The sequence below is a fragment of the Sediminicoccus rosea genome, from assembly GCF_033547095.1.
Classification (GTDB): Bacteria; Pseudomonadota; Alphaproteobacteria; order Acetobacterales; family Acetobacteraceae; genus Roseococcus; species Roseococcus rosea.
Genome location: NZ_CP137852.1, coordinates 1275463 through 1300761 on the forward strand (window position 1 = coordinate 1275463; position 25299 = coordinate 1300761).

33 protein-coding genes are annotated in these 25299 nt (G+C 69.6%); 11 read left to right on the top strand and 22 right to left on the bottom strand.

What is annotated here, in order from left to right:
• Nucleotides 1-9 precede the first annotated feature (9 nt).
• The 4 genes from R9Z33_RS06055 to R9Z33_RS06070 all read left to right on the top strand — a co-directional run bounded on the left by R9Z33_RS06055 (nt 10) and on the right by R9Z33_RS06070 (nt 2603).
• Entirely contained in the window at nt 10-861 is an 852-nt protein-coding gene (locus tag R9Z33_RS06055) for a phosphate/phosphite/phosphonate ABC transporter substrate-binding protein (protein WP_318650408.1), read from the top strand.
• Nucleotides 861-1607, top strand: coding sequence for a phosphonate ABC transporter, permease protein PhnE (gene phnE / locus R9Z33_RS06060; RefSeq protein WP_318650409.1), 747 nt, complete (start codon nt 861-863; stop codon nt 1605-1607). The genes R9Z33_RS06055 and phnE overlap by 1 nt, the downstream gene beginning before the upstream one ends.
• Nucleotides 1607-2254 (top strand): phosphonate ABC transporter ATP-binding protein, encoded by a 648-nt coding sequence (locus tag R9Z33_RS06065; RefSeq protein ID WP_318650410.1) that lies wholly within the window; start codon nt 1607-1609, stop codon nt 2252-2254. The genes phnE and R9Z33_RS06065 overlap by 1 nt, the downstream gene beginning before the upstream one ends.
• Before the next feature lie 193 nt (nt 2255-2447).
• Entirely contained in the window at nt 2448-2603 is a 156-nt protein-coding gene (locus tag R9Z33_RS06070; protein ID WP_318650411.1) for a hypothetical protein, read from the top strand.
• Between the two features lie 315 nt (nt 2604-2918).
• Here the strand turns inward: R9Z33_RS06070 and R9Z33_RS06075 are convergent, their stop codons facing one another.
• The 3 genes from R9Z33_RS06075 to R9Z33_RS06085 all read right to left on the bottom strand — a co-directional run bounded on the left by R9Z33_RS06075 (nt 2919) and on the right by R9Z33_RS06085 (nt 5303).
• Nucleotides 2919-3572 carry an NrsF family protein gene (locus R9Z33_RS06075; RefSeq protein ID WP_318650412.1) on the bottom strand — a complete coding sequence of 218 codons (654 nt, stop codon included), beginning with the start codon at nt 3570-3572 and terminating at the stop codon, nt 2919-2921.
• A gap of 7 nt (nt 3573-3579) precedes the next feature.
• Nucleotides 3580-4179, bottom strand: a complete 600-nt coding sequence (locus R9Z33_RS06080) for an RNA polymerase sigma factor (protein ID WP_318650413.1) — start codon at nt 4177-4179, stop codon at nt 3580-3582.
• Between the two features lie 641 nt (nt 4180-4820).
• A complete protein-coding gene (locus R9Z33_RS06085; RefSeq protein WP_318650414.1) occupies nt 4821-5303 on the bottom strand; it encodes a DUF302 domain-containing protein in 483 nt (160 codons plus the stop codon).
• 156 nt (nt 5304-5459) lie between these two features.
• On the opposite strand from R9Z33_RS06085, the gene R9Z33_RS06090 reads away from it, so the two are divergent.
• From R9Z33_RS06090 to R9Z33_RS06110, 5 genes are read left to right on the top strand one after another with little or no spacing between them, the layout of a single operon-like run.
• On the top strand, nt 5460-6059 hold the full coding sequence (locus R9Z33_RS06090) for a TetR/AcrR family transcriptional regulator (RefSeq protein WP_318650415.1): 600 nt from the start codon (nt 5460-5462) through the stop codon (nt 6057-6059).
• Nucleotides 6056-6766: a glutathione binding-like protein gene (locus R9Z33_RS06095; protein ID WP_318650416.1), complete on the top strand. Its 711-nt coding sequence runs from the start codon at nt 6056-6058 to the stop codon at nt 6764-6766. Before R9Z33_RS06090 ends, R9Z33_RS06095 begins: the two co-directional genes overlap by 4 nt.
• A 14-nt stretch (nt 6767-6780) precedes the next feature.
• Nucleotides 6781-7482 (top strand): glutathione S-transferase family protein, encoded by a 702-nt coding sequence (locus R9Z33_RS06100; RefSeq protein WP_318650417.1) that lies wholly within the window; start codon nt 6781-6783, stop codon nt 7480-7482.
• 28 nt (nt 7483-7510) lie between these two features.
• Entirely contained in the window at nt 7511-8032 is a 522-nt protein-coding gene (locus tag R9Z33_RS06105) for a redoxin domain-containing protein (RefSeq protein ID WP_318650418.1), read from the top strand.
• Nucleotides 8033-8039: 7 nt separating this feature from the next.
• The gene (locus tag R9Z33_RS06110) at nt 8040-8723 is read left to right on the top strand and encodes a haloacid dehalogenase type II (RefSeq protein WP_318650419.1); all 684 of its coding nucleotides are present in this window, start codon (nt 8040-8042) and stop codon (nt 8721-8723) included.
• Nucleotides 8724-8861: 138 nt separating this feature from the next.
• On the opposite strand, the gene R9Z33_RS06115 is transcribed toward R9Z33_RS06110, so the two are convergent.
• The 13 genes from R9Z33_RS06115 to R9Z33_RS06175 all read right to left on the bottom strand — a co-directional run bounded on the left by R9Z33_RS06115 (nt 8862) and on the right by R9Z33_RS06175 (nt 18910).
• Nucleotides 8862-9557 (bottom strand): DUF3047 domain-containing protein, encoded by a 696-nt coding sequence (locus R9Z33_RS06115; protein ID WP_318650420.1) that lies wholly within the window; start codon nt 9555-9557, stop codon nt 8862-8864.
• Nucleotides 9554-10246, bottom strand: a complete 693-nt coding sequence (locus R9Z33_RS06120) for a TIGR04283 family arsenosugar biosynthesis glycosyltransferase (protein WP_318650421.1) — start codon at nt 10244-10246, stop codon at nt 9554-9556. Before R9Z33_RS06120 ends, R9Z33_RS06115 begins: the two co-directional genes overlap by 4 nt.
• Nucleotides 10243-11088: a ferritin-like domain-containing protein gene (locus R9Z33_RS06125; protein ID WP_318650422.1), complete on the bottom strand. Its 846-nt coding sequence runs from the start codon at nt 11086-11088 to the stop codon at nt 10243-10245. The genes R9Z33_RS06120 and R9Z33_RS06125 overlap by 4 nt, the downstream gene beginning before the upstream one ends.
• Nucleotides 11089-11325: 237 nt before the next feature.
• Nucleotides 11326-11490 (bottom strand): hypothetical protein, encoded by a 165-nt coding sequence (locus R9Z33_RS06130; RefSeq protein ID WP_318650423.1) that lies wholly within the window; start codon nt 11488-11490, stop codon nt 11326-11328.
• Nucleotides 11490-11726 (bottom strand): phage head-tail joining protein, encoded by a 237-nt coding sequence (locus R9Z33_RS06135; protein ID WP_318650424.1) that lies wholly within the window; start codon nt 11724-11726, stop codon nt 11490-11492. The genes R9Z33_RS06130 and R9Z33_RS06135 overlap by 1 nt, the downstream gene beginning before the upstream one ends.
• Nucleotides 11727-11739: 13 nt before the next feature.
• Nucleotides 11740-13653, bottom strand: a complete 1914-nt coding sequence (locus tag R9Z33_RS06140; RefSeq protein ID WP_318650425.1) for a phage terminase large subunit family protein — start codon at nt 13651-13653, stop codon at nt 11740-11742.
• A gap of 25 nt (nt 13654-13678) precedes the next feature.
• Entirely contained in the window at nt 13679-14194 is a 516-nt protein-coding gene (locus tag R9Z33_RS06145) for a MerR family transcriptional regulator (protein ID WP_318650426.1), read from the bottom strand.
• A 78-nt stretch (nt 14195-14272) separates the two neighbouring features.
• Nucleotides 14273-14554 (bottom strand): hypothetical protein, encoded by a 282-nt coding sequence (locus R9Z33_RS06150; protein WP_318650427.1) that lies wholly within the window; start codon nt 14552-14554, stop codon nt 14273-14275.
• The gene (locus R9Z33_RS06155; protein ID WP_318650428.1) at nt 14554-14754 is read right to left on the bottom strand and encodes a hypothetical protein; all 201 of its coding nucleotides are present in this window, start codon (nt 14752-14754) and stop codon (nt 14554-14556) included. The genes R9Z33_RS06150 and R9Z33_RS06155 overlap by 1 nt, the downstream gene beginning before the upstream one ends.
• Before the next feature lie 147 nt (nt 14755-14901).
• Nucleotides 14902-15759 (bottom strand): DUF3489 domain-containing protein, encoded by an 858-nt coding sequence (locus R9Z33_RS06160; protein ID WP_318650429.1) that lies wholly within the window; start codon nt 15757-15759, stop codon nt 14902-14904.
• Nucleotides 15760-15854: 95 nt separating this feature from the next.
• On the bottom strand, nt 15855-16082 hold the full coding sequence (locus R9Z33_RS06165; RefSeq protein ID WP_318650430.1) for a hypothetical protein: 228 nt from the start codon (nt 16080-16082) through the stop codon (nt 15855-15857).
• 97 nt (nt 16083-16179) lie between these two features.
• Entirely contained in the window at nt 16180-17448 is a 1269-nt protein-coding gene (locus R9Z33_RS06170) for a site-specific DNA-methyltransferase (protein WP_318650431.1), read from the bottom strand.
• A complete protein-coding gene (locus R9Z33_RS06175; RefSeq protein WP_318650432.1) occupies nt 17438-18910 on the bottom strand; it encodes a site-specific DNA-methyltransferase in 1473 nt (490 codons plus the stop codon). Before R9Z33_RS06175 ends, R9Z33_RS06170 begins: the two co-directional genes overlap by 11 nt.
• A gap of 361 nt (nt 18911-19271) precedes the next feature.
• Here R9Z33_RS06175 and R9Z33_RS06180 point away from each other — a divergent pair, with 361 nt between their 5' ends.
• Nucleotides 19272-19595 carry a type II toxin-antitoxin system TacA family antitoxin gene (locus R9Z33_RS06180; protein WP_318650433.1) on the top strand — a complete coding sequence of 108 codons (324 nt, stop codon included), beginning with the start codon at nt 19272-19274 and terminating at the stop codon, nt 19593-19595.
• Nucleotides 19592-20095 carry a GNAT family N-acetyltransferase gene (locus tag R9Z33_RS06185; RefSeq protein ID WP_318650434.1) on the top strand — a complete coding sequence of 168 codons (504 nt, stop codon included), beginning with the start codon at nt 19592-19594 and terminating at the stop codon, nt 20093-20095. The genes R9Z33_RS06180 and R9Z33_RS06185 overlap by 4 nt, the downstream gene beginning before the upstream one ends.
• Nucleotides 20096-20098: 3 nt before the next feature.
• On the opposite strand, the gene R9Z33_RS06190 is transcribed toward R9Z33_RS06185, so the two are convergent.
• The 6 genes from R9Z33_RS06190 to R9Z33_RS06215 all read right to left on the bottom strand — a co-directional run bounded on the left by R9Z33_RS06190 (nt 20099) and on the right by R9Z33_RS06215 (nt 25163).
• Complete coding sequence (locus R9Z33_RS06190) at nt 20099-20653, bottom strand: DUF6456 domain-containing protein (protein WP_318650435.1); 555 nt, start codon at nt 20651-20653, stop codon at nt 20099-20101.
• Nucleotides 20643-20873 (bottom strand): hypothetical protein, encoded by a 231-nt coding sequence (locus R9Z33_RS06195; RefSeq protein WP_318650436.1) that lies wholly within the window; start codon nt 20871-20873, stop codon nt 20643-20645. The genes R9Z33_RS06190 and R9Z33_RS06195 overlap by 11 nt, the downstream gene beginning before the upstream one ends.
• Nucleotides 20870-21418 carry a crossover junction endodeoxyribonuclease RuvC gene (locus R9Z33_RS06200; protein ID WP_318650437.1) on the bottom strand — a complete coding sequence of 183 codons (549 nt, stop codon included), beginning with the start codon at nt 21416-21418 and terminating at the stop codon, nt 20870-20872. The genes R9Z33_RS06195 and R9Z33_RS06200 overlap by 4 nt, the downstream gene beginning before the upstream one ends.
• Before the next feature lie 420 nt (nt 21419-21838).
• Complete coding sequence (locus tag R9Z33_RS06205; RefSeq protein WP_318650438.1) at nt 21839-24235, bottom strand: AAA family ATPase; 2397 nt, start codon at nt 24233-24235, stop codon at nt 21839-21841.
• A complete protein-coding gene (locus R9Z33_RS06210; RefSeq protein ID WP_318650439.1) occupies nt 24187-24954 on the bottom strand; it encodes a hypothetical protein in 768 nt (255 codons plus the stop codon). The genes R9Z33_RS06205 and R9Z33_RS06210 overlap by 49 nt, the downstream gene beginning before the upstream one ends.
• On the bottom strand, nt 24954-25163 hold the full coding sequence (locus R9Z33_RS06215) for a DUF6511 domain-containing protein (protein ID WP_318647594.1): 210 nt from the start codon (nt 25161-25163) through the stop codon (nt 24954-24956). The genes R9Z33_RS06210 and R9Z33_RS06215 overlap by 1 nt, the downstream gene beginning before the upstream one ends.
• Nucleotides 25164-25299 lie beyond the last annotated feature (136 nt).

Consider the following 25299-nt stretch of genomic DNA (forward strand, 5'->3'; position numbering starts at 1 on the left):
TCCAAGCCCATGCATCGCCGTTCCCTGCTGACCCTGCCGCTTGTTGCGTTGGCCACACCCGCCATCGCCCAGGCTGCGCCGCTGCGCTTCGCCGTCGGTCCCTTCCAGCCGACCGCCGGCGACACGCGCCGCGCCTTCGCGCCCTTCTTCGCCCATGTCGCCGCTGCACTCGGCCGCCCGCACGAACTGGCGGTGACCACGGATTGGGCCGGCATCGCGGTGGCGCTCGGAAGCGGCCAGACCGACTGCGCCTGGATGGGCCCATGGGGCTACGTGCTTGCCCGAGCGCGCGCGCGGGCGGAGGCGCTGGCCACTGTGCTGTACGAAGGCCGGCCGACCTATCACGCCATCATCATCGGCCGACCCGATCTGCCCATCGCACGCTTCCCGGAGGATGCGCGGGGGATGTCGATCTCCTTCGCCGATGCGGGCTCCACCAGCGGCTGGCTGATCCCGCACCACTGGTTCCTGACGCGCGGCATCGAGCCGCGGAGCTTCTTCCGCTACCGCGACGGCGCGAGCCATGCGGCGAACGTCATCTCCGTTGCCTCGGGACAGGTGGACCTCGCGACCGATTTCGACCGCAACCTCGCCGCCATGATGGCGGCGGGGCGCGTGCGCGAGGGGCAGGTGAAGGTGGTCTGGCGCAGCGATCCGTTGCCCAATGACGCGCTGGCCGTGCGCCGCGATCTCGACCCCGGCCTCAAGGCCGCCATCGCGCAGGCGGCGCTGGCGATCGGGGATGCCGATGCGCCGCGGATCATGCCACCGAACTACACCGGCTGGCTGCCCGCCACCGCGGAAACCTACGCGCCGATCGAGGCGGCGGGCCGCGCACTCGGCCGGCTCTCCACGACCTGATGCGGCGCACGGCCTGGATCGCCGCCTTCTTCGCGCTGCAGGCGGCGTGCATCTGGGTGGTGGAGCCCGATCTGGCGCGCCTCTGGGCCGGCTTGCCGCGGCTCGCGGGCTGGATCGCCGGCGGCTTCCCGCCAGATTTCTCGGGTTTCGGCGACCTGATGGCTCGCGCGGCAGAGACCGTGGCGCTCGCCACCCTCGGCACCACGCTCGCCGCGGTTCTGGCGCTGCCGCTGGCTCTGGCCGCTGCACGGCCGTCGAACCCCATCCCGGCGCTCTATCATCCAGTCCGCACGCTGCTCGATGCGCTGCGCGGCATCGACAGCTTCGTCTTCGCGCTGATCTTCGTCGCCGCGGTCGGCCTCGGCCCGTTCGCGGGCATGCTTGGCGTCGCGCTGCATTCCGCCGGCAGCCTCGGCAAGCTGTGGTCCGAGGCGCTGGAGGCGGCTGACCCGGCGCCAATGGAGGCCGCCCGCAGCGCCGGTGCCGGCCGCGCCCAGGCTGCCGCCGTGGTGCTGCTGCCGGAGACGTTGCCGCAGACCGCCTCCGCCACGCTTTATGTCTGGGAGTTCAACATCCGCGCCTCCACCGTGCTCGGCCTCGTCGGTGCGGGCGGCATAGGGCAGGAGTTGAAGAACGCCGTGGACCTGCTCGACTTCGGCCGCTTGCTGGCCATCCTCACGCTCATCGTCGCGATGACGCTCGCAGCCGACCGTCTCTCCGCCATGCTCAGGGCGCGGCTTCTGTGATGCTGCGGGCCGATCCGGGGCTGGTGGTGCGCGGGCTCAGCGCGACGCTCGGCGGGCGCGCGGTGCTGCGCGACGTCGCGCTCGATGTCTCCCCCGGCGAGCTGGTGGCGCTGACGGGCGCCTCCGGCGCGGGCAAGACGACGCTGCTGCGCGCCATCGCGGGGCTGCTGGTCGCGCGCGGCACGATCCTTGTGGCCGGCCCGCCGGCGCTGGTCTTCCAGCAGCACGCGCTGGCGAACCGGCTGAGCGCGCGCGACAACGTGCTGGTCGGTGGGCTCGGCCGTATCGGCTTCTGGCGCGCAGCCTTCAGGCTCTGGCCGCGCGCGGATATTGCGGCGGCCGAGGCCTGCCTTGACCGTGTCGGCCTCGGTGGGCTCGGCGCGCGGCGGGCCGACCGGCTGTCCGGCGGGCAACGCCAGCGCGTCGCCATCGCTCGCGCGCTGCACCAGCGCGCCCGCATCCTGCTGGCCGACGAGCCGGTGGCAAGTCTCGATCCCGCGCTGGCGGAGGAGGTGGTCGCCCTGTTGCGGGACCTCGCTCGCCGGGACGGGCTCGCGGTGCTCGTTTCGCTGCATCAGCACGATCTCGCCCGCCGCTTCGCCGACCGCCTGCTGCATCTGGAGAATGGGTGTCTGAAAATCAGTTGACGCGCCTGGCCGCCGACGGGCCGATGCGCGTCTTCGGCGGCCCTATTCGAACCTGCGGGCGACACGGGCCGTGCTGACCGAGGCGGCGCGGCATCCCGCCCCAGCGCGTGGTGTTCACCTGCGACGTCGTCGCCTATGGAGCCCATGCCTCCGACTGCTTTCACCCGCCTGGTACGCGCATGCCGATCGCGAAGTGACGGCGGCCCACCGCGCCGGGATGGCAGCGCTGCCACGGCGGATGGTGCTGGACCTGCCGGACGGGCGCAGCCTGGCCGTGTCGCGTGGGGGCTTTGGTGACATCAGCCAGTTCATCTTCGCCTCCACGCCCGAAGCGCAACTGGCCGAGTAACTTGCCGCGATCGGCTGCGATGGCGGCTGGATGAATGTGGGCGCCATCGGCATGCCGGCGGATGACGGTACGCCGCGCGTCTGGCTCGCGGTGCTGACGCCCGTGGCAAGCGAACTTCAGGTCTAGATCCTGCCGCTCGACTACGAGCATGCCGCAGCGGCCGGGGCGATGCGCGCGGCACGGCTGCCGGAGTGCTACGCCGCCGCACCCGGCAGCGGCATTTGGCCAAGCTCCGACGTCCTGCCCCCGGCAGGGCGGGCCCGGCGCGGCGTGCGGCGCGACCCCGCCATCCTCGACCGGGAGCGCCGCGCTCGGTCAGCCCAGCGGGCGCGCGCGGCGCATCAGTCGCGGCCCGAGCAGCGCGGCAAGCAAGGTGACGACCAGCATCGACAGGCCGTGCCACGCGAGCACCATCGCAGCGCCGTCCAGGTGGTGAATGAAGCTCAGCCCGACGCTGGCAAACGCCGCCGCGGATAGTCCGCCAAGTGCCGCGACGGGGCCTGCGCGCAGCCGTGCGGCGTGGCGTGCAAGCCACAGCATCGCGACGGTGAGCGGCACGCTGAGACCGGCGATGAACACCATGCAAGACACGCTTACGCCGATCCGCAATCCGTCCGGCCCAAGACGCGCCAGGTCCTGCAGGCACCCCCAGCCCATGGTCGCGAGCCATGCGACAGCGGCTGGAAGTGGCAGCAATGCCCAGCGCCTGCTCCGCTCAGGCAGGGCGAGCTCGAAGGCTGCGAAAGCAGCCAGAACCCCGGTGACCGAGGCTGTCACGATTTGCGGCAGGTCGAAACCGTCGGTGAGGCGTTCCGCGAGGTCATGCCGCGGTCCGGAGACGAGCACCGCCAAGCCGATGACGGCCGCAACGATGGTGAGCCAGACAGCGGTGGCGAGCGCAGGGTGCGATGCCGGCCGGACCGGGCGCAGATTGATGGCAAGGCGATGGATCAAGTCTTCGCTGCGCATGGTTGCGTCACTCTTTCGTGTCGAAGCGGCGCCGCAATGCATGCAGCGCGCGATGGGTGGCCACCTTGAGCGCGCTCACGCTCATCCCCGAACGCTGGCTGGCTTCAAGCAGCGTCAACTCCTGGATCTTTGTCAGTCCGAGCGCCGTACGCTGCGCCGGCGGTAGGTCCTCGATCGCCTGCCGCAGGTTCGCTGCGGCACGCCGTGCGTCCAGCCCAGCTTCCGCGCCAGCATCGCCTGAAGCGATTTCTCCCGCTGCATCCACCGACACCTCGCGGCGGACCCTGCGCCCGCGTGATCGAACCCGGTCCAGTGCGCGCCGCTCGGCGATGGCGACCAGCCAGGGACGGAAGGGACGCGCGGCATTGTAGCTGTCCCGCGCCCGGTGGATCGTGAGCAGCGTGTCCTGCACAGCGTCCTCCGCCTCGGTCGCGTCGCGCAGGCGCGCCCGGCATATTGCCCGCAGAAGCGGCAGGCACTCGCGGAGGAGCGCCTCATAGGCTCCGGCGTCGCCGGCCTGCGCGGCGGCCATCATTCGCGACCAGCGCAGGTCGCGCGTAACCCGCTCGGCGATCGCGGCCGTCTCACTGACGTCGCCCAAGGTCACCTGGAATGCACCCGTTGGGGATGCTGACGCTCTGGCATGGGACATCCGGATTGAACCCCGTGAAGGATGGTCGGCGTGCGTTCATGGCGGGGGACGTCGCAGAACTGCCCTACCCATACGCCTGAGCGGCCGCAGAGGTTACGCGGGGCGCTCCACCCGCCAATTGGCCTCCCAGCACACCACGGAGACAGACAATCGGTTGCGCCATCCACATCCGGTGCAATCGCTGGCGGGCCGCAACCAAGGTGGCGCATCCGATGCCATGGGTGATCTGCGTGCCGACGCCGAAGATCCCAGCGTTGGCCAGCAGCGGCAGCCCGATCGGGGGCGACGAACCGCCCATAGCCCTCCACCAGCATCTCGACGGGCAGCACGACCCACGCGACCACCGCGGGCACGGCGAAGGCAGCGCCAGGCGCACAGCCACCTCGCTCCACGAGGAACGCGCGGAAAACGGCTGTAAACAGATAGTCGAGCCAGACGAACACTGCGCCGAGCACCATTAATGTCGCCAGCACAAACGCAAGTGTTGCATCGCCGATGCCGGAGACGTCCGCAACGGCCAGAACGGCGCCGGCAGCCCAAGCAGGAGGACCGTCACATGGACAGGCGGTGGCGCGGCCGAGAGCACGCCCGCCACGCTATTCGGCGGCGTTGCGAACCAGTGTCTCGATAAAGGCTTCGGTGTTGCGCTGGCCTTCGGGCGGGATGGACACGCCGTGGCGGGCAAAGACCCGCTCCGCGACATCCGCCCCGTTGCTCCTGGTGACGAAGGTCCGGCCCTGGTCATCTTCCCACACCAGGACACGCATCGGCAGGTCGATGGCGAGCGTGGGGTTGGCGGCCATGCCCGGCGTGCCAGCGCGTGGATTGCCGAACAGCACCACCGTGCGCGCCCGCAGCGTCATGCCGACATCGCGTGCCGCGGCGGCGTGGTCCACCTCTGTGAAGACGATCCAACCGGCCTCCCGCACAGCGGCGGTGAAACGATCAAGCGTTGCGCGCGTCGGATGCGCGCTTGGCCTCGTCACGAGGCTAGCCTGCTGCGCATGGACGGTGGAGGTGGCCGCGACCCAGCTGAAAGCCAGTGCCATGAGCAGCGGGCGGCGGGGCAGGTTTGGCATGGCGGTCTGTCTCCTCAGTGGGACGGGCGGGCCCGCTTGTGTCGGCTTCGACGGGCTTCGATGGAAGGTTACGTCGGCCGGGCAGAAATTTGGATCTTGCCGGCAGTCGCAAACATTCTAAACCGGGCGCTCTAGAATTAGGGATCCCATCTCCTGATGGCACGCGCCCGTGAGTTCAATGACAATGCAGTCCTCGACGCTGCAACCGACCGCTTCTGGCGACAGGGCTACGTCGCAACCTCGGTGCGCGACCTCGGTGAGGCGATGGGGCTTGTGCCGGCGAGCCTCTACAACGCCTTCGGCAGCAAGCACGCGCTGTTCGCGTTGTGTCTCGACCGTTACCTTGACCGCAACATGCGCGAACGGATCGAGCGTCTGGAAGCGAGCCATCCACCCCGCGCGGCCATCGAGACCTTCCTGAAAGAGATCGTGGCGCGCTCCCTTGCCGATCCGCGCGGCTGCCTGCTGGTCAATTCAGCGCTAGAAGTGGCGCCGCATGATGTGGAGATCGGTTCCGTCATCGCCGCCCGGCTTGGTGAGTTGGAGGCATTCTTCCACCGTTGTGTCCTCGCGGGGCAGCGCGATGGGAGCATTGCCGCGGCGTCGCGCGCGCGCGACCTCGCGCGGCTGCTGTTGACCACGGTGATGGGTTTGCGCGTTCTGGCGCGCAGCAAGCCGGAACCAGCCCTGCTGCGGGGCGCCGCGCGCCAGGCGTTGGCCCTGCTCGATCCCCCCTTTAAGGAGCAATCCACATGATCGACCTGCACTACTGGACCACGCCGAACGGACACAAGATCACGATGTTTTTGGAGGAGGCAGGCCTGGCCTACCGCATCGTCCCAGTGAACATCTCGGCCGGCGACCAGCTCAAGCCAGAGTTCCTGGCGATCGCGCCGAACAACCGCATTCCCGCGATCGTGGACCATGCGCCCGAGGGTGGTGGCGCGCCGGTGTCGCTGTTCGAAAGCGGCGCCATCCTCCTGTATCTGGCGGACAAGATCGGCCGCTTCGTGCCGCCCGCCAGCGATGTTCGCGGCCGGGCCGAGGTGCTGCAATGGCTGTTCTGGCAGATGGGCGGGCTTGGCCCGATGGCCGGTCAGAACCATCACTTCAGCCAATACGCGCCGGAGAAGATCCCCTACGCCATCAATCGCTACGTCAACGAGACGGGGCGGCTTTATGGCGTCCTGAACAAGCGGTTGGCCGATCGTGAATTCATGGCCGGTGCCGACTACTCCATCGCCGACATGGCAAGCTACCCCTGGATCGTACCGCATGCGCGGCAGGGCCAGAACCTTGACGACTTTCCGCATCTCGCGCGCTGGTTCGGCGCCATCAAGGCGCGGCCCGCGACCGAGCGCGCCTATGCCCGCGCGGCCGAGGTGAACACCGCACCCACGGTCAGCGCAGCCTCGGCCGCGCTGCTGTTCGGCCAGACCGCCGCAACCGTCGCCAAGACCTGACACCGGAGAGCCCCGTGATCCGCTTCTATTTCCACCCGACGCCGAACCCCGCGAAGATCGCCCTGTTCCTGGAAGAGGCCGGCCTCGCTTACGAGACCGTGCCGGTGGACACGATGAAGGGCGAGCAGCATGAGCCGGCGTTCCGCGCCATCAACCCCAATGGCAAGGTGCCGGCCATCGTCGATACCGAGGGCCCGGGCGGGTCCGAGGCGCGTATCTTCGACAGCAGCGCCATCCTGCTCTACCTCGGCGACAAGACGGGGCAATTCCTGGGCACGCCCGCGGACCGGCCGGAGCTGCTCTCCTGGCTGTTCTTCATCGCCTCAGGCCTCGGTCCCTTCTCCGGCCAGGCGGTGCATTTCCAATGGGCCGCGCCCGAGGGGCTCGACTATGCGCGCAACCGCTACCGGCGCGAGGCGGAGCGGCACTACGAAGTGCTGGAGGGTCACCTTGCCGGACGCGATTTCGTCGTCGGGAACGGCTACACCATCGCCGACATGTCGGCCTGGGGCTGGATCGATCGCGCAGCCCGCGTGATGAAGGGCGAGGCCGATCCGCTTTCTGCCTTCCCGAACATCAAGCGTTGGTTTCATGGCATCGATACGCGGCCCGCGGTGGCCCGCGCGCGCGCCGTGGGGAAGGACCACGCCTTCAAGAAGGATGCGGATGAGCAGACTCGCCGCGCGATGTTCCCGTCCAACTATCCCCGTGCCTGACGCAACCCATATCTCGGAGATTTCGACGATGAGCCAGACCGTGAAACTCGCCGCCGGCGCGGCCTTTCCCGCCATCACCGTGCCGCGCCTCGGCGGCGGTGAAATCGCGCCCGCTGCGATGGAAGGTTGGCGCCTGCTGGTCGTCTATCGCGGCAAGCACTGCCCGCTGTGCAAGCCCTATCTGGGCACGCTCGATAAGCTGCTGGAGGAGTTCGAGGCGGCCGGCGTCGCGGTGGTGGCGGTATCCGCCGACCCGGAGGAGAAGGCGGCGGCAGATCATGCCGAGTTCGGCTGGCGCTTCCCGCTTGGCTTCGGGCTGACCATCCCGCAGATGCAGGAATTGGGGCTGTATGTCTCTAACCCGCGCTCGCCGCAGGAGACCGACCGACCCTTCTCGGAGCCTGGCTTGTTCCTGATCAACCCCGCCGGACAGGTGCAACTGATCGACATATCCAACGCGCCCTTCGCCCGTCCCGACCTGGCCGGCATCGCTCGCGGCGCGAAGCGCATCCAGGAGATGAACTATCCGATCCGTGGCACGCTGGTCTGATCGCGCCATGCTGACCGGGATCCGCGCCTGCGTCTTCGACGCCTATGGGACACTTTTCGACTTTGCCTCGGCGGCAGCCGGCTGCGCCGACGTCCTAGGTGACAAGGCTGGTCCTTTGACCGCCCTTTGGCGAGACAAGCAGCTTCAGTACTCCTGGCTGCGCGGGCTGCAGGGCCGTTACGTGCCGTTCTGGCAGGTCACGGGCGACGCCCTCGACTTCGCGTTGGAGACACTCGGCCTGCCGACGGATGGGCCGCTGCGCAAGCGTCTGATGAACCTGTATCTCACGCTGGGCACCTTCCCCGAAGTGCCCAGGGTGCTGGGCGCGCTGCGCGAGGCGGGCTACGCCACCGCCATCCTGTCCAACGGCTCGCCGGATATGCTGGCGAGCGCGGTGGAGGGGGCTGGGCTCGCCGGGGCCTTCGATGCGGTGATCTCGGTCGAGGAGGTCGGCAACTTCAAGCCGGATCCGCGTGTCTATCAGCGCGCGGTCGACCGGCTCGGTGTGCCCGCGGAGGCGATTGCCTTCCAGTCCTCGAATGCCTGGGATGCGCATGCTGCCTCAGCCTTCGGCATGCGCGTGGTGTGGTGCAACCGCTACGGCCAAAGGCGCGAGAGGCTGCCCGGCGCTCCGGACCACGAAATCCACAGCCTTGCAGATCTGCCGGGCTTACTCGCAGCGTCCGCATAGCCAAAAGAGGGCGACTGCAACGAAGACCTGGTTGCGCATGCCGCGCTCCTGCGGGCGCATTCCGGCGCGATCCTCGGCGTGGCGACGCGGTGAGCCGGGGCAGCGGCGGCGTGACCCGATGACGGTGCGATGCGAATGTCAGAGCGGCAGGAAGCGCGGCGCCTGAACCTCCGCCACCGCGACACCGCCCAGGTCGTCGGTGTCGGCGGACAGCGCGAGATGCGTGGGGGGCGGTGCCACCTCGCCGAACGCCGCGCGGTAGTCGGCTGCCGGATCGACTTTTTCGTCGTGCCAGGCGCGGAGAGGCGCCTCCGGTCCGCGCAACACGATCAGCGCGCCGTCCGGCGCGATGTGCGGGTTGGCGCTGACGGTGCCCGGCGGGGCTCGTCCGCCCCACACGTAGGTGAGTACGCGCCCCGAGAAGGCACTGCCCAGGAGTCCTGCGCGCAGCCGCCGACGGAGCGCGGCGCCGAGCCCGCCACCGCGCCCCGCACCGGCAAACAGCAGATGCACGCTGGCCGGCCGGTCATCGGCGCCGATCGTCGCTGCATCGCTAGGCGCCGGCGCCGCGAGCACACGCCAGCGCCAGGCCAGGCGATAGTCGCCACCCAGGAGCTCGTCAGGCCGGGTCGGGCGCAGGAGAAAGCCCACCGCGCTTTCGGCGGTCATGACGACCGTCCCCTGCGGGCGCCCTACGAAACGCGTCGGGGTCCGCCCTGGCACATCGAGGCAACTCCATCCCTCGGCCATGAGTGACGCATCGGCACCTGCAGCCGGCCGGGCCGCAAGGGAGGACAGGAGGATCAGCGGCAGAGTGCGACGCGGCGTCGTCATCGCGCGCGGCTTCGAGCGGAATTGTACAGCGCGGCCAGTCGATCCGGAGCGACACCCAGCGCATGCAGCAGGTGCACGCGCAGCCAGCCCGCGATGATCGCAACCCGCCCCCGCCCGGCGAACCGCCGTGACGAAGTGATCAGCGCCGGTGTCTCGATGTGGAGGGTGGGCCCCGCGCGCTCCAGCCGCCGGACCAGATCGAAATCCTCCATCAGCGCGATTGGACGGATGCCGCCGATTGCGTCGAGGGCCGTGCGGCGGATGAAGATGCCACTGTCGCCGTAATAGACGCCATGCTGCCGCAAGCGGGCATAGAAGCCCTCAAGCCAGCGGGAGAACGCTTCCTCCCCGTCGAACAACAGTCTGAAATTGCCGCCTGGCGCTTCCGCCCGGCAAGCGAGCGCAGCCTCGATCGCCGCCAGCCCGCCGGACGGGAAGGTGGTGTCGGCATGCAGCATCAGCAGCACGCTGCCCCGCGATGCGGCAATGCCACGGGCCAACTGGCCGCCACGCCCGGGCGGGCCGCAAATCCATCGCGCGCCACCCGCGAGGGCTGCCGATCGGGTGTCATCCGTGCTGCCACCGTCGCTAACGACGATCTCGCCAAGCGAGACCTCGGCGCGCAGTTGCGCTAGCAGCACCGGCAGGCATAGCGCCTCATTGAGCGTCGGGATGATGACTGAAATCACGCACTCGTCTCGGCGAAGAGGCTGTCTTCCCCGGCGCCGATCAGGCCCACCCGCCGAAATCGGGCCTGAAGCCGGCGCCAACCCGTCTCCAGGCGGCCCTCCGGAGCAGCGCGAGCGAAGGCCCATCCGTGATCAGCCTTGGCGGCAGCTGCACAATCTCGCCATAACCGCCGCAATTGGCGATGGAGCTTAAGCCTCACCTCGAACGGTTGGGCAGGCAGGGCCGCCGCGCGCAGCAATACGCGGCCGAGCGCGATGTGTCGGCTCTCGTCACGCGCCGAGAATCGCGAAATCTGATGCATGATCGGGCAGGGGAAGTCGCGTGCCAATTCCTGCTGAATGGCCAATGCCTCGCTTTCCAGCACAACATGCGTGGCCAGTACCAGACCGATGGCGCAACCCTGCCAATCCTGGATATGGCCCAAGGCCTGAACCAGCAGCGGGCGCGGTGGCGCAATGTCGCCGATGCGGGAGAGATAGCGCGCATGGGCTTCGACGTGGCGTGCCTCATCGGCGATCTGCGTCTCCAGGGCCTGGCGGAACGGGCCCTCGGGCAGCAGCGGTAACAACGTCTCGCACGCGGATCTTGCGACCTGTTCGCCATGCAGGAACTGGCTGGTCAGAATCACATGGTTGCGACGCGGAAGCCACCAGGGGCGTTGCGGTGGCACGTGCCAATCGATATCCCGCGTAGCCGACCATGCCTGTTTGGCCGCCTTGTCCACCAGCATACCGCAATACCTTTCCGTATGGCCGGAGGCGGCGAAGCCCTCATTAGGCGGATCTGCGGATTTGGACGGCTGCATGGTTGCGCTCCCAAGCCAATGGAACGCCTTCGCCATGGTTGCGCCCGAGGTTACGGTGCATCGCGCGGCGTTCCGCACGAACGCCGGACTCACGACTGCCAGCGATGACCAGCGGCGGTGGACCGGGACGATGAATTAGCGTGTCGCGAGTTCCTGGTTCAGTCTGACCAGCAGACGCATCGAGGCGCCGATGGCAATGGGCAGCCCTGGATCTTTTGGCACATGACCTTGGCGTGGCCGGCGGCGAGTAGCGGCTCGTAGCCCGCGATGCGCTCAGCCAGGGCGCGCTCGGCTTCGGCGCGAATTGCGACGAAGTCGGGGGGTGGCACCGACCTCGGCCGTGGCGCTGCTGCCCGAGGCCGCCCAGCTCGAGGCGCGGCTGTCCTGCGCGGCGGCATAGCCGCGCAGGGCGTGCCAGGCATCGCGAAGGCGGCCCATCACCTGGTTCCCTCGCGGGAGAAGCTGGCGAAGGTGACGCTGGGCCGGCGCGCGGCGCTGTTTTCCGCGGCGTGGAGTACCGACAGCGCGCGGCTAAGCTCGTCGAGGGAGCGGTATTCCACGGTGCGGCCATCGAAGGTGACGCGCGTGGTGCCGCCGGTGAAGGCGGCGGCGAGTACGGCTGCGCGGGTGCCGGCAGGCTGCGCCAGCGCCCAGGCGAGGACGGTCGGGTCCATGATCGTCCTCCTCTCAGCGCAGCCAGCCGCTGCGCGGCGCCAGCCAGCCGCGCGGGCGCTGGGTGTCGGGCCCCGATGCCGGGGCAGCCAGGGACGGCGGTGATGGGGGAGCGATGTTCCCGGCGACGGGAAGCTCGCTTGGCCGCAGCGGCGCGTCCGCCGCCTCATCCCGCAGCCGTGCCCAGAACTGCTCGCCGTAGCGATCAGCGCCGAGCAGCCAGAGCGCCGCCCGCGCGAGGACCGCGCAGTCCAGCGCCTCGTTCCGCTCGCGCAGCTTGGCCCATTCCTGCCGGGCAAACCCACGGCGGTCCTTGGTCGTGCGCAGCTGCTCGGCGACCAACTGCTTGACCCATTCGACATCGATCATGCGCGGCAGATGCACCCAGCCGGGTGGCAGCTCCTCTGCATCGCCGCGGCCGAGCCAGAGCCGGCGGTAGAGATCGGCCTTCCAGGTCGAGACCGACACGGTCCAGAGCTTCAGGCCACGACGGAGCTTCTGGCCATTGACCAGGGCGTCCACCGCCGTCGGGCCCTGGACGGGCTGCGCCCGGTTCCAGCCATCGATGCCCTTGGTCGGAGCGATGCGTGGATCCCGCAGCCGCCGCAGGTGGCCATAGACGGCCGCCGTATCCCGGCCGCCGGTGTCGACGCAGAGCCGGGCGATGCGCATCGCGCCGCCGCCCTGGCGCGGCCAGTCGCGCGCCAGCACGCGGGCCAGTTCGTCCCACGGCTCGCGGTCCCGCGGGCTGCCGGGGATCACCACGTGATCGACGAGCCAGGAGGAGAAGCCCTCCGCCCAGCCCCAGACGTCGCACTCGAGGCGATCGTCCTGCACGTCGACGCCGGCCGTCAGCACCAATGCGCCGGTGGGCACCACGCCCATGGCGAAGTCCTCGCGGCGCTCTACCAGGCGCTCCCAATCCGGCGCCTCGCCCTGCTCCTGCCAGGTCTCGCCCAGGACCGTGTTCCGAAACGTCTTGATGTCCTCGGGCTTGCCCTGCGCCACCTCCCAATCCCGCGCGATCTGCTCCCAGGAGAGCCACCCCACCGGCGAGTAGAGCGCCGAGATGTGAAAGCCGACCGTGTGCGGATCCTGGCCCTCTGCCGTCGCGCGCCACTCGCCGCCGCTGAGCATCGCGGTCTTGTCGTGCTCCTGCATCGGGTGGTCGCAGGCGGTGCAGTGGTACCGCGCCGTCTCCGGCGCTCCCTTCTCCCAGATCAGCCGCTCGAAGCGTAGCCACTGCATCTCGCCGCACGCCGTGCATGGTACGAAGAAGCGCCGCTGGTCGGAGGCCAAATACTCCCGCTCGATGCGGCTACGGCCGGCGATGGTCGGCGTGCTGACCAGGAAGGCCTTGCGTCGCCAGCCGAAGGTCCGCGCCCGGGCCTCGGCGAGTGCGATGGGGTCACCCTCGCCGGCGACATCGCCGGGATAGGCATCCACCTCGTCGAGAAACAGGAACCGCGCCGTCATCGAGCGCAGCCCAACCGCGCTGTTCGCCCCGGTCAGGACCAGGATGCCGCCGGGGAATTCCTTCGACAGCATCGTGTTGCCGCTGTCGCGGGCGCGAGCCGGGGCGACGCGCTCCCGCAGCGCCGGCGTTTCCTCCAGCAGCGGGTCGATGCGCTGGCGCGAGAAGCGCTTGGCCAGTTCCACGGTTGGCTGCACCGCCAGCGCGGGCGCCGGCACGTGGTGCATGATGTAGCCGAGCCAGTTGTTGCCGCTCTCCGTCGCCCCGACCTGCGCGCCCTTCATGAACACGACGCGCCGTGCCGGATGCACCGCCGACAGCGCGTCCATCACGTCCTTGAGGTAGGGCGTGCGGCTGGTGCGCCAGGGGCCGGGTTCCGCGGAGGCACGGCTGCCGAGCATGCGGTGGCGCTCGGCCCATTCCGAGACGGTGAGCTGCGGCGGCGGGCGGAGCATGGCGCCGACACGCCGGCGCACATGGTCACGGCTGCGAAGACCGGTCCCCTCCGAGGCCTGCTGGATCGAAGCGATCGGCCGCCTCCGTCAGCAGGTCGTTGATGTGGCTCTGCAGGATGGTCTGCAGCAGATGCGGGTCGACGCTGATCTCGGCGGCGATCAGGCCCGACACGCGGGCGGGCCAGTTCAGCAGCGCGTCGCGCATGGTGCTGCCGATCTCGTCGAGCGCGGCGTTTGCCTCGTTCACGTCGACCAGGCGACGCTTGGTCTCGTCCAGCGAAAGGCGCTGCGCCTCCACCTTCAGGGCAAGCTGCGCGACCTTCAGCCGGGCGAAGGGCGTGCCATCCGCGCCGGCGCTACTGGCCAGGGGCGAGCGGGCGGGATCGGCGGTTTCGGTCAGGCGGCGTCGGGTCTTGTCGATATCCCACTGGCCGTCCGGTTCACGGGCGATGCGGCCGGCGCGCTCGGCCTTGTGGATGGCGGTGTCGCTGACGCCGAGGCGCCGCGCAGCCTCGCGTGTGGAGGCGGTCAGTTCCGGCATGGCGGCGACTCTGCCTCCCATCGCGGAGCCGCGATGGGGGCCCGCAAGCCGCCGCGCGTGATGGCGATGCCGGCCTTGTCAGAGGGGACGAAGGGCGCGCTGGCGGGCGGCTTCAAAGGCGGTGATGGCGGCGGACCAGTCCAGCGTGGCGCCGTCGCCGAGCATCTGCACCGGCGCGAGGGCCACGCGGCGGCGCGACCAGTAGTTCCCGTCGAGTGTGGCGAGCCAGCCTGCCAGCCCCTGTGCGGCAAGCGCCGCGGCGGCGGCCTCGACCTCGGCTTCGCTGGGCGGCGCGGCGCGGCCCATCGTCACGTGCCGGCCATCCTGCGCCAGGATGATCCAGCGGCGCTCGGAGGGCATCAGCCCTCCTCCTTCTCGGTCTGCCAGGTGGCGTAGTCCACCGTGGCAAAGATCCCGCGCCCGTCGCTGGCGGTGCAGACCTGAATGGTGGCGCGGCCCACGCTGTCGGTGCTGCGCGGCGCGGTGGCAAGAAGCTGCTGCCAGGCAGCGCGGTCCTGCGGGCCTTCGGCAGTCTGGTGCGGGAGGATGGTGGTGCTCATCGTCGTCTCCGTCTCGGCGGGGCGGGATGGCCCTGCGCGTGACGGACGATTCGCGCTGTGTCGGAGCGCAGCCAACTCGATAAGGCGCCGGGAATCTCGATGATCCCCGGCGCTCCCGATCATGTTCAGCGGCGTGGCTGAGATGCTTCACTCCGCCAATGCGTAGATGGTGAAGGACCCCTTCGCGCCGGTCTTGTTGGGGCCGACCATCCGCTCCCGCGACTTCACTTCGACCGCGTGGCCCTTCTTCTTCAGCCCGGCAAAGAAGCCGCGTACCGTGTGCTGCGCCCAGCCCGTTGCCTCGGCGATCTGCGCGACCGTGGCGCCCTCGGGGCGGCGCAGCATGGCCAGCACCTGCTCCTGCTTGGTGCCCTCGCGCGGCTTGCGCAGCGCGCCCGGCTCGCGGGCGATGCGGGCGGGCTTGCCGGCGAGCAGGGTGCGGAGCGCTTCCATCGGCGCGTCGAGTGCACCGATCATGTCGCCCTCGCGGTTGGCCTCGTCATCCCAGGTGGCGAGGATCGCCGCGGCGGCGTCGCGCAGGCTGGCGCGCGGCGTGGCGGCGCGCGCAGCGAGGGCCTGGTCGAGCAGGGCGATTTCCTCCGCCAGGGGCGCGACCTGGGCGGCTTCGGGCGGCGGGGCGTCCTCACCCTGCGGCGCCGGCTCCTCCGCGCCCGTGGGCGCCGTGTCGGGCACGCTGCCCTCGATGCCGGAGCAGTCGGGCTCGCCGGCCACCGCGTCGCCCTCGTTCGGGTCGATGCCGATGGCGCGCAGCCCCTCGTCGGTGATACGCGCCACAATCCAGGTTCCGTCGTCATCCTGGCGCCAGCCCAGGCCCACGTAGTCCCGCGGGGCGTTGATCTCGGTCAGCAGGTTGTTCTTGATCAGGCTGCGGAACACCGCGTTGCGCGCGGCGGCCGGGAGCGTTTTCGGCGCGCGGGCGAGGCCCATCTCGTGCTGCGCGGCGGCGCTCAGGATCACGCGCTGGGTGTCGGAAAGCTTGGTCATCGTGGTGGTCTCCGGTGTCGGGCGCCGACCATCGGCCCCTACTGCCCGGAGCCCCGCCGGCGTCGCCGGTCGGGGCGGTGCGGGAGTGACCCGCGTCAGGCTTCGTATTCGCCGCGGCGGAAATGCTGGTCCGCGATGTCCTTCAGCTTCGCGGTGGCATCCGAAAGCCAGGCCGCTTCGCCCCAGAGCACCGTCTCGGGGTCCGCGCCGAAATGGTCCGCGCTGGCCTGCGTGAGTTCCGCAAGGAGGGCGTCGAATTCGGCCTTTTTCGCCAGGAAGGCGGCCAGGCTGTTTTCCTGGTTGCGGGCGGTGCGGTCGGTCATGTTCGTCTCCGTCGTCGTGCAGGGCATTCCCTGCGTGTGACGGACCATTCGCGCTGTGGCGCGCACGAGCCAAGCAAGATGCAGCGGCGCGGAATTGCTATAATTCGGCGGTTTGGATCACATCATGATCAACGATGCCGCGTGCCGCGGCGACGTCGGCAAAGATGCGATCATCGCCTTCCAGAACCGCCACCTCGCCGGTCGTGTCCTGCCAACGCCGCACGATCACGTCGGCATAGGCCGGATCGATCTCCAGCAGCACGGCACGCCGCCCGGTGCGCTCCGCCGCGATCATCGTGGTGCCCGAGCCGCCGAAGCAGTCCAGCACCGTGTCGCGCGGCTTGCTGCTGTTGCGGATGGCGCGCTCGACCAGCGCCACCGGCTTCATGGTCGGGTGCAGGTCGTTGCGTGCCGGCTTGTCGAAGTGCCAGACATTTCCCTGGTCGCGCGCGCCACACCAGTAGTGCTGCGCGCCGGCCTTCCACCCGTAGAGCATCGCCTCGAACTGCTGGTGGTAGTCGGCGCGACCGAGCGCGAAGGTGTTCTTCGCCCAGATGATCGTGCTGGACCATTTGCCGCCGGCCTCCTGCCAGACGCGATGCAGCGTCGGCCATTCGGAGGAGGACATGCAGACGTAGCAGGCGCCCTTGGTCACCGAGAGCAGGTTGGCCAGCGCGGGCCGGAGGAATTCGGGAAAGCCGCCGCCAAGCGCGTCATTGGCGATGGTCATCTTGGCGGCGGTGCCGCCCTCGTAGGCCACATTATAGGGCGGATCGACGAAGCCCATGTCGGCCAGGTGGCCGGCGCCAAGCGCGCGCTGGACGTCGGCCAGCTTCGTCGCATCGCCGCAGAGCAGCCGGTGTTCCCCACAGCGCCAGAGATCGCCCGTGCGGGTGACGGGCACCGCGGGCGGCGGCGGCGCCTCGTCCACCTCATCGCCGAGCCCCGCGTCGGCAGCCGCCAGCAGCCGGTCCAGCTCCATCCCGGAGAAGCCGAGCACATCCAGGTCAACCACCGCCTCGTCGCGGATACGGGCGATCTCGGCGGCCAGCAGCGCCTCGTCCCAGCCCGAATTCAGCGCAATCTGGTTGTCGGCCAGGCGCAGCGCACGCGCCTGCGCGGGGGAGAGATGGCCGAGCCGCAGCACCGGCACCGAGGCGAGCCCGAGCTGCTTCGCCGCCATGACGCGACCATGGCCGGCGATCAGCACGCCCTCGGCGTCGACCAGGACCGGGTTCACGAAGCCGAACTCGGCGATGGACGCCGCGATTTGGGCCACCTGCGTCGGCGAATGCGTACGCGCGTTCTCGGCGTAGGGGACCAGCGCCACCACCGGCAGCGCGGAGACGACGAGGTCAGGCTGCATCGGCAGTGACCTCCACCCGCGCCGCGGCCACGGTGTCGTAATCGCGCCCATCATCGGCCAGCGTCACCGGCAGGTCGGGATGCAGCATCCGCCACCGCGCCACCGCCAAGTCGACATAGGCAGGCGCGAGTTCGATCCCCCGCACGTGGCGGCCGGTGCGCTGGCCAGCGATAATGGTGGTGCCGGCGCCAGCGAAGGGCTCGAACACCACATCGTCCTCATCAGCATAAGCACGCATGAGGAAGTCCGGCAGCGCGACGGGGAACACCGCGGGATGCTCCGTCTCGATGCCGCGGGCCTTGTGCCGCGTGATGCGCAGCACGTTGTCCGGGATCCTGGTCTCCTGGACGCCCTGGCCGGCATGCTGCCATTCACCGACGGTGCCGTCCTTGGCGCGGAGGCCACCCTTCTCGGAGTTGACGTGCCCCGCCCAGCGGCAGGGGATGATCTTGTTGGGGCGCCGGGCCTCGCGATTGAAGTGGAAGAGCAGCTCGAAGGCGGGCGACAGCCGCCCGTTCCAGTCGCCCGGCAGGCCGGGCCCCTGGTCCCAGGTGTAGAGCCCGAAGCGCCGCCAGCTGCGGGCGCGCATCCAGTCGAGCCAGCCGGCCCAATAGGGCTGCCATTCATTGTCGCGATGGATCAGCCCGAGGTTCACCAGCACCTGGCCATCGGGCCGCATGGCCGCGTCGAGGTGCTGGAATACGCCCTGCATCAGGGCATCCCAATCCGTGACGCCACCGGTCGTGTAGTCCCGCTGGTTCCCATAAGGCGGGGACGTGAACAACAGCGCCGCACGATCATCGCCCATCACGCGCGCCACTGAGGCGGCGTCGGTGCTGTCGCCGCAGAGCAGGCGATGCTCGCCGAGCAGCCAGAGATCGCCGGGGCGCGTGACGGCTTGGCGCGGCGGCTCCGGATCGGCGTCGGCGGGATCGTCCGCCAGCGCATCCTCGGCGCCTGCCGCGCCTGCCGCACCGCCCCCCTCGACGGGATCCGCGGACAGCGCCTCGGGCGCGTCGCCGTCGGACACGGCATCTCCAGCCGCCGCGAGGATGTCCGCGAGCTCATCCGCCGAGAAGCCGAGCGCGCCGAGATCGATGTCCTGCGCCGCCTGCACCGCAGCCAGCGCATCGCGCAGCAGCGCCTGGTCCCAGGTCGCGTTCTCCGCGATGCGGTTGTCGGCGAGGCGCAGTGCCTCCTTCTGCGCCGCGGACAGGTGCCTCAGCACGATCACCGGCACCTTGGCCATGCCGAGCGCCGACGCAGCCTCCAGCCGACCGTGGCCGGCGATCAGCACGCCGGCCTCATCGACCAGCAGCGGGTTGGTGAAGCCGAAGGCCAGCATGCTGGCCTTGATCTGCTCCAGCTGCGCGGCGCTGTGCACGCGGGCGTTGCCGGCATGCGGGCGAAGCTCCGCCACCGGACGCAGCAGGATCTTCGCCGCCATCCAGGGGAGCGTCATGATGCCATCCGGTTTGCAGGTGGTTTGCAGGGCCGCGGCCCGGCGTTGGTTTGCAGCTAACGAGTTGAAGCCGCGGGCGAAGGCTGCAAACCGCAACCCATATTTTCGGCCTGGCGCTAGCGATGTTGCGCGCTTCCGCCCCCCGCATACAGCGGCGCCCGGAAGGAACCATCGGCTCGAGAGCCACTGTGGCTGAACAGCGGGTCAGTGGCTCGGGAGCCACTCGGCTGCGGTCGCAATTCAACGACTGTCGAAACACTATCCCTTCTGGTTCCGGTGCCGCAATCGGGTTTCAGCAGCGCCGCGACTGCGTGGTGGACAATGTCCACACAAATCCGTAGAACCAGCCCCGGAGGCCACCATGCCCACACCCGCCAAGCGCATCACCACCCCGACCCGACGCCCGGCGAAGGCCAAGCCCGCCATCACCGTCGGCGCGATCAACATCCGCGTCCGGCCCGAGGAGCGGACCCTGATCGACCAGGCAGCGGTACTCTCGGGGAAGTCACGCTCCGAGTTTATGCTGGAGGCTGCTCGCCGCGCTGCGACCGACGCCATTCTCGACCGCACGCTGTTCCGCACCCAGCCGGCTGCGTACGCCAAGTTCCAGGCCCTACTCGACGCGCCGCCCAACCCGAACGGCCGGCTTCGCAAGCTGCTGGAGACCGCGCCTCCGTGGGAGTGAGTGCCGAACGGCTCAGCGCCCCGGCGCCACTCGACGGCACGCACGACCTGGCGTTGTTCGATAGCGGCGAGGCCTCGCTTGACGACTGGCTACGGCGGCGTGCGCGGGCGAATCAGGCGGCCGGCGCGTCACGGACCTTCGTGGTGTGCCGCGCCGGCTTCGTGGTGGGGTTCTACTGCCTGGCGGCGGGGGCTGTGGCCGTGACCGCCGCTCCAGGGCGTGTGAAGCGCAACATGCCCGACCCGATCCCGATGGCGATGCTGGGCCGACTGGCGGTGGACCGCAGCCTGCATGGCCAGGGCATCGGCCGGGCTTTACTGCGGGATGCGGTCTTGCGCGTGCTACAGGCCAGCGAGGTGCTGGCGGTGCGCGGGGTGTTGGTGCAGGCCCTGAACGCCGACGCTCAGCGCTTCTACCAGGCCTGCGGCTTCACGCCGTCACCGATCGACCCAATGACGCTGATGGCCACGATGACCGACCTGAAGGCCGCCCTGGGCTGAGGCTTACGCGGCACGCTCCCGCGGTAGCAGGCCATAATGGGCGGCCAGGACGCCGAGCGCGGTGAGCAGGATGCCCTGCGCCTGGACGTGATGGACCGGACGGCCCGACCACCCCTGCCGCATCGCCCATTCCCGCAGGGAACACTCGAGGCCAAGCACGTGCCACAGGCAGCTTCCGCCGGCGCTGTCCGCGCCGCCGAACAGGTCCAGGGCCGCGGCCAACCGGCGGCGCGCAGCAGCCTGGCGTTCGCTCAGTAGGTCGCCGCCACCGCCCTGGATGCGGAGCAACTGCGTGGTGCGCATGCCGTCCAGCGCCGCGAGGCGGAAGGTCACCCGGAACATCGCCCCGGCCTCGTGCATCTGCGGCGTGATGCTGCCATTGGCGAGCATCAGCCCGAGCGTGTCGACGGCACGACGATTCGCGACGGGTGAGCCCGTGTCCGGATCCGTGTCGCGGACCGGCTCTGAGAAGCCGCCGTGTTGCAGGCGCCACTTCGACGGCTTCGTCAGATCGTCGTGCTTCGGCTTCGCCACCTTGGTCTTGCGCTTACCGGCCATGATGGTTCTCCGCGTTGCGACGCCCCCAGCGCCGGTTGGCCTCGTTGGTGATGGCCTGGCGCAGCCAGTCGTCGGTGATGTCGGCGACGGGCAGAGCGGCGACGCCATGCCGATGCCAGGCAGCCGCACGCATGGCGTTGACCTCGGTGTCGTTCGTCGGGCTGCGCGTGCCCCGGTCGAGGCAGGAGCGGGGCGGCAGCGGTGCGCCGTGCATGCTCATGCGCGGCCTCCGCTGGGTTCAGTCGCCCAGAGCAGCAGGGCGATGGCATCGGCCTCGTTGTCGTCGGCCGGTGCAAAGCCGCGAGCCTCGATGGCGGCGACCATCTTCGCCTTGTCGGCATTACCCTTGCCGGTGGCGTAGCGCTTGATCGTGCCGACCGGGACGCCCTCATAGGGGATGTCGCGCTCCTCGCACCAGGCGGTCAGGGTGCCGAGGAAACCGCCATAGATGTGCGCCGCGTCCGTCCCGGCATGGGCGCGCACTTCCTCGAACACGATACGCGCCACACCGCCGGACAGGGCGGCGACCTCGGCTAGCCATCCGCGGAAGCGCAGGAAGCGCATCCCGCCGCCCTCGAAGCGGGTCGGCTTGAAGGTCATGGTGCCGGAGGTGATGCCGCCGTCACGTGACCGCAGGGCCCAGCCAGTGGTGGTGCCGAGATCCAAGGCGAGCACGGTGTGGTGCGCCAGGCTGATCGCGGGCAGGAGGGCGATGGGCGGGCTGCTTGCATGGGCGGCGGGCATGGTGAGAGTCGTGGGTGCCATGGTGGTCTCCGGAATGGGATCGTCCTGGTGAGGGCGGCGACGGTGCGGTTCTTGGCGGAGCTCGCCGTCGCTGCCCGGCTTGGGGTGGATGGCCCTGGGAGGGGGGTGGCCCGCGCGCCGAACCCGGTCGCCCGAGGTGTGGTGTGCGCGCGCCGTTGAGGCGCGCACGCACACCCCCCGTAGGGGGGAGGCGAAAAACCGAATCTGCCAATCTGCTCCAAGTCGCTGATTTCAAATCAGAAAAAGCAGATTCGGAGCAGTTTCGGACAGATTCGTTACGCGAAACTGCTTTCGGCCAGAAGCCGTTGATCTGATTGACGAAAAGCAGTTTCGCAGTTTTGGTAGGGGAGCAGATTCGGACCGAAACTGCGCAGTTTCGGGAGCAGTTTCGGTCAGTGCGGAGGCGCATCGAGAGGGCCATTAGACGGGCTCCTCGGGGTCGTGCAGCACCCACACCTCGGGGTTCTCGACCTCGAGCAGCGCCTCGCTCCGGGGGCACTGGAAGTGGCTCGGGAGCACCCGCACGGTGGCCGGGATGATCTCGCCGGTCTCCGGATCGATGGCCTCCTCGCCGGTGCCGAGGAGCATGTCCTGGACAACGAGATAGCCGTTCTTCGACTTAGTGTATGGCTGCCCGAGGTCGCGCGCTTCGCGCCGGTACTTGATGTAGCCCTTCATGGCCAGGACACCGATCCGCTCGCGGATGTTGTCCTTGCCGCCGAGCCCGCGCTTGTTCTCGAATTTCGACGCGAAGGCGTTGGCGGTGCAGAGCCGGCCTTCCTCCGCCTCCTCGGCGATGAGGCGCAGGATTACGTCGTGGCGGCGCGTGCGCTCGGCATCGAGCTTGCGGCCGATGTCTTTCCTGACCAGGCGCTCGCCCGTCCGGTCGAGCTCGACCCAGGCGCCACCGCGTTTGTCGACTAACATCGGCTCGAGGCCCGGGCCATTGCGGAGTTCGACATGCAGCTCGCGTTCAGTCTGTTCCTCGTCGGGGCGGAACAGGATGGCGCCCGAGGTGTAGTAGCCGCGCAGCGCGCTCGCGCCGGAGAGGGACAGGAAGGGATCGTCCTTCACCTGCTGCTTGCTGAGCTTCTTCGTGTGGTGGGCGAGGATGATGCCCGCCTCGGGGGCGACCTGGTCGCGCAGCGCCTCGACCCGGCTCTGCAGGAAGAACATCATCGCCGCGTTGTCGTTCTCCCCTTCGCCCGCGGGCCCGCCATCGAAGAGGTTGCGGATGGGGTCGATGCAGATGATGTCCGGCGGCGCGTCGGGGAATGCGGCGCGGATGGCAGTCGCGACGAGCGGCACGCCCTGGTCGTCGAGCAGCATGCGCAGCTTCGGGGTGACGACGAGGGTGTCGCGCGCGCGGGCCACAACGGCGGGGTCGAGCCGGAGTTGCTGCAGGCGCTCACGCAGGTAGTGGTACTGGATCTCAGCCTGCAGATAGAACACCCGCAGCGGGCGCGGTGCCGTGAAGCGCAGGAATGGGGCGCCGGCGGCGGCGTGCACCAGCAGGCTGATCAGGAAGTCGGATTTGCCGACCTTTGGCGCGCCGCCGAGGACTAGCATTCCGCCCGGGGTCAGCAGGCGAGGCCCGATCAGGTCGTCGGGCATCGGGGAGGTGTCGTCGAGCAGCACGCCGAGGGTGTGCGCCGGGATGGTGCTGGGCGGCGGGGCCGTAGCACGGAGCAGGGGCGGCCCGTTCCGATCGACATGCAGTGCCCAGATGCTGTCCGCCTCGACTTTGAGGCGGTCCAGCGGCCACGCCGGGCGGAGGCAGGCGGCGTTGTATTGGCAGATCGCCTCCCAGCCCTCGTCGCCGGTGATGCGGCCCTCGTGGACCATGCGGACAAAGTGGCCGATGGCGGCGCTGGCGCCCTGGAATCGGGTCCAGGCGTCCTGAGCGCCTTCCCGCACCGGGGTGGTCAGGACGTCATCGAGGCCGGGGCGGTTGGCGCCAGGGGCAGCGGTGGGTGCCTCCAGACCCGGTATGGTGGGCATGGCCGCGACCGCCGCGGCAAAGTCGGGGAGCTCCACCTCGACCCTGGGGTGGTGCTCCCGGATCGTGACGCGCCGCTGCACGCCATGCTTCTGGTGGACAGTGCCGGGCACCCGGATCGGCTGGTGCGCGGAGCGGAAATGAAGATCGCCACCAACCTTCTCCGCGATCTCCCCCCGCAGCGCGCATACCCGCGCTAGGTCCTCACCCTCGGCCGGCTCGGTGAGCCGCCACCAGGCGTGCAGCTTGGCGGCACCCTCGGCGGTGCGGCCGCCGCTTTCGACCAGGAGGGTGGGCGCACCGAGATGGTGGACGAGATGCGCCAGCTTGGCGGCGATGTCGCCGGCGTCGAGGTCGACCGCCACGGTCTGCATCTGCAGCACATGCTCGGCGCGGGCCTGGCCCTGCTCGGCGACGGTGCCGGGGATGACATAGACGGCGCTGCCTTCGCGCGCTGCCCAGGTGGCATAGGCGCTGAGGGATGCTGCGGCGTGCCGGTCGGCCGGGACCCAGATGTTGTGCGGCTTGGTGTCGAGTCCCTGGCCCTGGTCGACAAAGCCGCGGACGGGGATCAGCCCGTCGCAATAGCCAAACACCACGTCGAGGAAGGCGGCGATCTGCTCGATGTCCGGCGCGAGGTAGCCGCAAGCAGGCAGCGTCGACTCCCCATCGCTGGGAAGTCGATCGACGGCGATCTGCCCACCGCTGGGAATCTCGCCCGCGCTATCGTCCGGCAGCGGCACGGCATCGTTGAAGTCGCCCCATGCGGTCATGCAGGCTGCGCCCAGCAGCGCTTGGCCCAGGGGCAGAAGCGGCACTCGAAATGGTCGGCCTGGGCGGCAACGCGGGGGAGTAGTTCGCCAGCATCCGTCGCGGCCAGGATGCGCACGGCCCGATCCGACATGCGCTGCGCCAGCTCGGCGTTGAACGGCACCAGCTCGTGGTGCAGCTCCGCGGTGTCCTTGTTGATGGCGGTGAAGAGCGCCGGGTTGTCCGCCACGCCAGGAACGCTGGCGTCCATGTAGGCCTGGTAGACCGCGATCTGCGCCGCGTAGATCGGCTTGGCTGCCGCGACGCCCTTGCTCGACGTCTCGCGCCAGGCCTTGGCGTTCATGGTCTTGCATTCCCACAGCGCCGGGAACGCCATGCCAGGGATGGTCGGGCCGCCGGCGAAGACGCCGTCCACATGGCCGCGGATGCGACCGCCGGCGACCGAGAAGCCGAACTGCTCGCCATGCTCGCCACCACCGCGGCGGGTGTAGAGATCGAAGCGGGCACCCCGGAGCCAGGCGACGGCCACGTCCTCCAGCGCGTGGCCGATCCCAAAGATGCGCAGCAGGCGCCCGTCGAAGTCGGCGCCCTCATCCTTCGGCGCTTGTACGAACTCGAACTGCAGCGCCCGTTCGCAGGCATGGCCGAGGCGCGACCCACCCAGGTAGCTGCGGGGCGGCGCTGCCTGATTGGAGGCGACCAGCGCCGCGTCGATGGCGGCATTCACATGCGTTGAGGTCTGGCTGCGGCTGTTGAAGTCGAGCATCAGAAGGGCACCTCCGCCGCCGCGTCATGCCGGGCGATCGCCTGCATCGCCTCCTGGAAGCCGCCGACGGCGACCTCGATCAGGGTGAGCACCTGCGCCTCGCTCAGCTCCTGGAAGCGGGTGCCCCAGCCGATCTCGGCCATCGTCTCCGCGACACGGCGCATGGCGGCGCGCATCGCGGCCTTCTCCTGCTCGGTGAGGTCAACCATGGCGGACGACCTCCCCGCCAAGCGCGACCAGAAGCTCTGGCAGGCGATGCAGCAGAAGCAGACCGAGGGCCGCGGCCTCTTCCGCGGCGCCGGGTCGAACCAGCCAAAGCCACGCGCCGGGCGGGAGCAGACGGCG

Coding starts and splice junctions, on each gene's coding strand:
- R9Z33_RS06055 (WP_318650408.1), top strand. CDS start 10: ATGCATCGCCGTTCCCTGCTGACCCTGCCGCTTGTTGCGTTGGCCACA.
- phnE (WP_318650409.1), top strand. CDS start 861: ATGCGGCGCACGGCCTGGATCGCCGCCTTCTTCGCGCTGCAGGCGGCG.
- R9Z33_RS06065 (WP_318650410.1), top strand. CDS start 1,607: ATGCTGCGGGCCGATCCGGGGCTGGTGGTGCGCGGGCTCAGCGCGACG.
- R9Z33_RS06075 (WP_318650412.1), bottom strand. CDS start 3,572: ATGCGCAGCGAAGACTTGATCCATCGCCTTGCCATCAATCTGCGCCCG.
- R9Z33_RS06085 (WP_318650414.1), bottom strand. CDS start 5,303: ATGCCAAACCTGCCCCGCCGCCCGCTGCTCATGGCACTGGCTTTCAGC.
- R9Z33_RS06090 (WP_318650415.1), top strand. CDS start 5,460: ATGGCACGCGCCCGTGAGTTCAATGACAATGCAGTCCTCGACGCTGCA.
- R9Z33_RS06095 (WP_318650416.1), top strand. CDS start 6,056: ATGATCGACCTGCACTACTGGACCACGCCGAACGGACACAAGATCACG.
- R9Z33_RS06105 (WP_318650418.1), top strand. CDS start 7,511: ATGAGCCAGACCGTGAAACTCGCCGCCGGCGCGGCCTTTCCCGCCATC.
- R9Z33_RS06110 (WP_318650419.1), top strand. CDS start 8,040: ATGCTGACCGGGATCCGCGCCTGCGTCTTCGACGCCTATGGGACACTT.
- R9Z33_RS06115 (WP_318650420.1), bottom strand. CDS start 9,557: ATGACGACGCCGCGTCGCACTCTGCCGCTGATCCTCCTGTCCTCCCTT.
- R9Z33_RS06125 (WP_318650422.1), bottom strand. CDS start 11,088: ATGGCGAAGGCGTTCCATTGGCTTGGGAGCGCAACCATGCAGCCGTCC.
- R9Z33_RS06130 (WP_318650423.1), bottom strand. CDS start 11,490: ATGGGCCGCCTTCGCGATGCCTGGCACGCCCTGCGCGGCTATGCCGCC.
- R9Z33_RS06135 (WP_318650424.1), bottom strand. CDS start 11,726: ATGGACCCGACCGTCCTCGCCTGGGCGCTGGCGCAGCCTGCCGGCACC.
- R9Z33_RS06140 (WP_318650425.1), bottom strand. CDS start 13,653: ATGCTCCGCCCGCCGCCGCAGCTCACCGTCTCGGAATGGGCCGAGCGC.
- R9Z33_RS06145 (WP_318650426.1), bottom strand. CDS start 14,194: ATGCCGGAACTGACCGCCTCCACACGCGAGGCTGCGCGGCGCCTCGGC.
- R9Z33_RS06150 (WP_318650427.1), bottom strand. CDS start 14,554: ATGCCCTCCGAGCGCCGCTGGATCATCCTGGCGCAGGATGGCCGGCAC.
- R9Z33_RS06155 (WP_318650428.1), bottom strand. CDS start 14,754: ATGAGCACCACCATCCTCCCGCACCAGACTGCCGAAGGCCCGCAGGAC.
- R9Z33_RS06160 (WP_318650429.1), bottom strand. CDS start 15,759: ATGACCAAGCTTTCCGACACCCAGCGCGTGATCCTGAGCGCCGCCGCG.
- R9Z33_RS06165 (WP_318650430.1), bottom strand. CDS start 16,082: ATGACCGACCGCACCGCCCGCAACCAGGAAAACAGCCTGGCCGCCTTC.
- R9Z33_RS06170 (WP_318650431.1), bottom strand. CDS start 17,448: ATGCAGCCTGACCTCGTCGTCTCCGCGCTGCCGGTGGTGGCGCTGGTC.
- R9Z33_RS06175 (WP_318650432.1), bottom strand. CDS start 18,910: ATGACGCTCCCCTGGATGGCGGCGAAGATCCTGCTGCGTCCGGTGGCG.
- R9Z33_RS06180 (WP_318650433.1), top strand. CDS start 19,272: ATGCCCACACCCGCCAAGCGCATCACCACCCCGACCCGACGCCCGGCG.
- R9Z33_RS06190 (WP_318650435.1), bottom strand. CDS start 20,653: ATGGCCGGTAAGCGCAAGACCAAGGTGGCGAAGCCGAAGCACGACGAT.
- R9Z33_RS06195 (WP_318650436.1), bottom strand. CDS start 20,873: ATGAGCATGCACGGCGCACCGCTGCCGCCCCGCTCCTGCCTCGACCGG.
- R9Z33_RS06200 (WP_318650437.1), bottom strand. CDS start 21,418: ATGGCACCCACGACTCTCACCATGCCCGCCGCCCATGCAAGCAGCCCG.
- R9Z33_RS06210 (WP_318650439.1), bottom strand. CDS start 24,954: ATGCTCGACTTCAACAGCCGCAGCCAGACCTCAACGCATGTGAATGCC.
- R9Z33_RS06215 (WP_318647594.1), bottom strand. CDS start 25,163: ATGGTTGACCTCACCGAGCAGGAGAAGGCCGCGATGCGCGCCGCCATG.